This window comes from Undibacterium sp. TJN19, assembly GCF_049339485.1.
In the GTDB taxonomy this organism is placed as follows: domain Bacteria; phylum Pseudomonadota; class Gammaproteobacteria; order Burkholderiales; family Burkholderiaceae_D; genus Undibacterium.
In genome coordinates, this window is the sequence record NZ_JBMPPL010000035.1 from 1 (window position 1) to 3991 (window position 3991).

General features: G+C 44.6%; 6 protein-coding genes. 5 read left to right on the forward strand and 1 reads right to left on the reverse strand.

From position 1 onward, the window contains the following. From ACO0LH_RS28325 to ACO0LH_RS28345, 5 genes are all read left to right on the forward strand, one after another. Positions 1-1217, forward strand: a 1217-nt coding sequence (locus ACO0LH_RS28325) for an RHS repeat-associated core domain-containing protein (protein ID WP_422944496.1), incomplete at its 5' end; no start/stop codon positions are given. A gap of 28 nt (positions 1218-1245) precedes the next feature. Continuing rightward, entirely contained in the window at positions 1246-1641 is a 396-nt protein-coding gene (locus tag ACO0LH_RS28330) for a hypothetical protein (protein ID WP_422944497.1), read from the forward strand. A gap of 173 nt (positions 1642-1814) precedes the next feature. Beyond that, entirely contained in the window at positions 1815-2588 is a 774-nt protein-coding gene (locus ACO0LH_RS28335) for an RHS repeat domain-containing protein (RefSeq protein WP_422944498.1), read from the forward strand. Between the two features lie 51 nt (positions 2589-2639). Next, positions 2640-2879 carry a hypothetical protein gene (locus ACO0LH_RS28340; protein ID WP_422944499.1) on the forward strand — a complete coding sequence of 80 codons (240 nt, stop codon included), beginning with the start codon at positions 2640-2642 and terminating at the stop codon, positions 2877-2879. A gap of 328 nt (positions 2880-3207) precedes the next feature. Continuing rightward, the gene (locus ACO0LH_RS28345) at positions 3208-3513 is read left to right on the forward strand and encodes a hypothetical protein (RefSeq protein ID WP_422944501.1); all 306 of its coding nucleotides are present in this window, start codon (positions 3208-3210) and stop codon (positions 3511-3513) included. 276 nt (positions 3514-3789) lie between these two features. On the opposite strand, the gene ACO0LH_RS28350 is transcribed toward ACO0LH_RS28345, so the two are convergent. Beyond that, a partial coding sequence (locus ACO0LH_RS28350; RefSeq protein WP_422944502.1) for a hypothetical protein occupies positions 3790-3991 on the reverse strand: 202 nt, incomplete at its 5' end.

The window sequence follows — 3991 nt, forward strand, 5'->3', positions numbered from 1 at the left end:
GGTCCAATGTGGTCGCCAACAGCTACAGCATCACGGCCAAGGCGACTGACAGCAAGAACGCCACGACAAGCAGCGCACCTGTCACCGTCAATGTGGTCAACAATAATGCACCAACGGTCAGTTTGACGGCTAACCCGGTCAATGCCACGGCCCCAGCCACCATCATTCTGAATGCGACAGCTGCCGACAGTGATGGCAGTATCGCCAAAGTGGAATTTTATAATGGCGGCAGCTTATTAAGTACCGTCACCACTGCGCCCTACCGTTTCAACTGGAACGATGTCGCAGGTGGCACCTATAGTCTGACGGCAAAAGCCACGGACAATCTGGGGGCAAGCCGCATCTCGACCCCGGTGACCGTCACCGTGGCGGGTCATGCGGTAAAAATGTATGACATCCACACTGACTACCTGGATACACCCAGGGTCATCACCGACAGTTCGGGGGTAGAAGTATGGCGCTGGGATAGTGCTCCGTTTGGCGAAACACTGCCCAATGAGCAGCCAACGAATGCGACCAGCAAATTCACGTTCAATATCCGCTTTGCAGGTCAATACTTCGACCAGGAAACGGGGTTGCATTACAATTACTTCAGGGACTATGATCCGAGAACGGGGCGCTATGTAGAATCTGATCCTATAGGTTTGGCAGGGGGCATGACTACCTATGGGTATGTGGGGGCGAATCCGGTTAGCTTGGTTGACGCAAGAGGTTTGGATTGGAGTTCAGATCTTTCTCGTGCTACTTCTGGCAGTAACTTCGATCCATATAGATCTTCAAATTTTCGAGAGAGCTTACCCTCGCCCGAGGAACTTGCTTGTATGAAAAAATACATACACGATAATTTTGGTGGTAAAGCAGCTGATTGGGCAGTACCAAATCTGAGTTTTCTTAGTTACATACCCGGTGAGGGTAATATGGCAGAAGGAGGCGCAACTGAACAGTGGAAAAGTGGTGCGGAAACCGGGACTGAAAAACTTACAGCAATGCAAGTGCTTAGTAGAGGCGGGACGGCAATGCAGTCCGTAGCAGTTACTAGTGAAGCCTTGGGTATGGGAGGGTCTGCGGCGCCAGCTATTTTCGGACTCGGTATGTGGGCACGTAATGCCTCAGCTGCAATACATTTCGCAGCTGAATATATAGTAACTCCAGCTAGTGTAATCGCAACAGGAATGAATGTTGCGGCGAGAAATGCTTGTGTCTGTCAGAAAAAATAAATCGCTACTTTAATTGATTGGGTGGAACATGGGTGTTAAAAAATATATTTCAAATGGGATCGGGATTTTTTTCTTATGTGGATTAATTTTGACTCTAAATATTTTTTTGTTGCCACCTAAGGATGTTGTGGTAACTACTTTTTTCGAAAGTATTTTGTTAGTGCCTGCAAGCTTACGTTTGTGGAAAGAGTTTGTTAATTTTGAGACACTTAATTGGATTGGCTTATTTTTCGCAGGCATAGCCCTCACTCTTTTATTTTTGTTTTTGGATTGCGGTTATACAAATCCAATAAACATCAAATCCGCATCCTGTGTAAAGGGCATGAATGGTTTCGGTTTTGTTTTCACTTTGCTTTCAATTGCTGTAGCGCTTGTTTCCCTCGCAGGGGCAATAAAAATATTTTTTGTCAAATACGTACTGTAAAAAGAGCGACAATATTTTTTCACTAAGGGTAAAGCGCCGCTGCGCTATGCCGTTTCAACTGAAATGATGTAGCCGGCGGCACCTATAGTCTGACGGCAAAAGCCACGGACAATCTGGGGGCAAGCCGCATCTCGACCCCGGTGACCGTCACCGTGGCGGGTCATGCGGTAAAAATGTATGACATCCACACTGACCACCTAGATACACCCAGGGTCATCACCGATAGTTCAGGGACAGAAGTATGGCGCTGGGATAGTGCCCCGTTTGGGGAAACACTGCCTAATGAGCAGCCAACGAATGCGACCAGCAAATTCACGTTTAATATCCGCTTTGCAGGTCAATACTTCGACCAGGAAACGGGATTGCATTACAATTACTTCAGGGACTATGATCCGAGAATGGGACGCTATGTAGAGTCTGACCCGATAGGTTTGGCAGGGGGCATGACTACCTATGGGTATGTGGGGGCGAATCCGGTTAAATTTGTAGATAGCAGAGGCTTACAGGCTTTTCCTGGAGGCATACCTTGGGCTGGATTTGATCCGTATAAACAACCAATGTCTACTACTACTCCTAGTGTGGACGACGCTTGCGTGCAGAAGTATATTCACGATAATTATGGTGATTTGGGCGGTTTCATCACCGAAATTGGTAATCTTCAACAATTTTCTCCAGGGGCAAACCCTGATTTTCTCTCGGCTGTGAAAGAAGGCCTTATGATCGCTGACGAAAAATTGGTGTTAACTAAAGGCCCAGGCGCAATAGGAACTTCATTGATGAAATTTTCACCTGCCTCTTTATCGCTTGCGTACGAAGCGGGATCTAGAATTGCTGCTTTTGGCGGGCTTGCATCCGGGACACTAGAAATTGCAGGTGCATTTATGACTCCGTTTGCTACAACGGCTATGGCGAAAGCTCGGGAAGCTTGTTCCTGTCAAAAAAAATAGAGATTATAATAATTTAATTGATAAGTATAGTTAATAGCATTGAGGAACGTAATGGGGTTTGGATTCTTACCATTGGAAAAGTTGCCAATATTTATTTGGGCATTAATCCTCATATCTGCAGGTGGAGGCTTGTTGTTTTATGAGGATTTTTATTCTTGGGGGCAGTTAAGAGCGATATTTATTGTTATCGCGGGTGTATGTGCGTTTGTCTACGACATAAAGAAAAGACTGCGTCCACAATTAGATGAACAAAAAGAAATGATCTTAAAAAAAGAAGAAAAAAATAATTAACAAAATAGGTACTGTAATAACAATGCTCGTCAAATGGATTCAGAGGTGGCACAAGTTATAGGCTTAATCTAACGCCTGATGAAGAGGTCGCTTTTGCGCAGTGTTTGAGAGAACACAAGGGGGCTTATAACGCAACTTCAAATAACAGTACGACGCCACTGCAACAATGTCTGCCTCCACGACTTGGATTGCCTGGCGACAAGATGCTTCCAGGTTCTTTTGCCGATGATTTGGGAAAATCTCCTGGTTTAATTGAGATGGTACCGCGTCCTGGGCCACCACCTCCTACGCGACCTTTTTACTTCATCCCATTTTAACGAGGCCAGAAATGAGTAGGTTGGTTGGTATTTCAATACTCTTTGTAGTGTTTCTCGCTGCTTGTGCGCGGGATGTGACGGGTTTATACTTGGTGGCGAATGAAGATATACCCGTGTATGCTGCCGAGAAGGAGGCAATGACGTCAATATCCTCTCAGGTTAAATTACCTGCAACGCAACGTGCAAGTGTTATAGAGTGCATTGATGTGAAGCATTACTTAATTTACAAGGTTCGAATGCCAGATGGTAGAGAAGGCTTTGTAAATAATGGAAAATATTCACTGGAACGCAATGGAAAGCCATCATATTGTTCTTGAGGTTTGGTAGCTAGGCGAAAAAAATCGCTGACCTGTTCAGTATTCGATTGAGCAATAACGTCATATCCGATCTGCATTTTTTGCACAAAAATCGGATGTGATGGTTGCTTTAGATGCCCGCCTTCTGATCTGACAGCATTCCAAGCAACACATAAAAAAATGCTGCGTATATTTCTATATGCAGCATTTTTTTATTTTGGGGTAATAATCGTAAATGTATTTTTATATTTGGCACTTAATTCAAGCAAATTAAAAAAATTTTCTCGAAATAAATAATCAGTCTTTGCATGTATGAGTGCCGTCCAGAAAAAAAATTAAAATCCAGAGCAACTTAAACTCTATCTGTACAGTGGCAATTTTGCGACAGCGCAAGGCGCACAAATTGCAGCTGGCATCTACGTTGATCAAGGCGATATCAAGCTCACCACTGGCAATAACTTCGTCTTCCTCGGCGATATGTTTGCCAGCAACATCAGCA

Excerpts from the sequence above, each read along its gene's own strand:
- ACO0LH_RS28330 (WP_422944497.1), top strand. The coding sequence starts at position 1,246 with ATGGGTGTTAAAAAATATATTTCAAATGGGATCGGGATTTTTTTCTTA.
- ACO0LH_RS28345 (WP_422944501.1), top strand. The coding sequence starts at position 3,208 with ATGAGTAGGTTGGTTGGTATTTCAATACTCTTTGTAGTGTTTCTCGCT.
- ACO0LH_RS28335 (WP_422944498.1), top strand. The coding sequence starts at position 1,815 with ATGTATGACATCCACACTGACCACCTAGATACACCCAGGGTCATCACC.
- ACO0LH_RS28340 (WP_422944499.1), top strand. The coding sequence starts at position 2,640 with ATGGGGTTTGGATTCTTACCATTGGAAAAGTTGCCAATATTTATTTGG.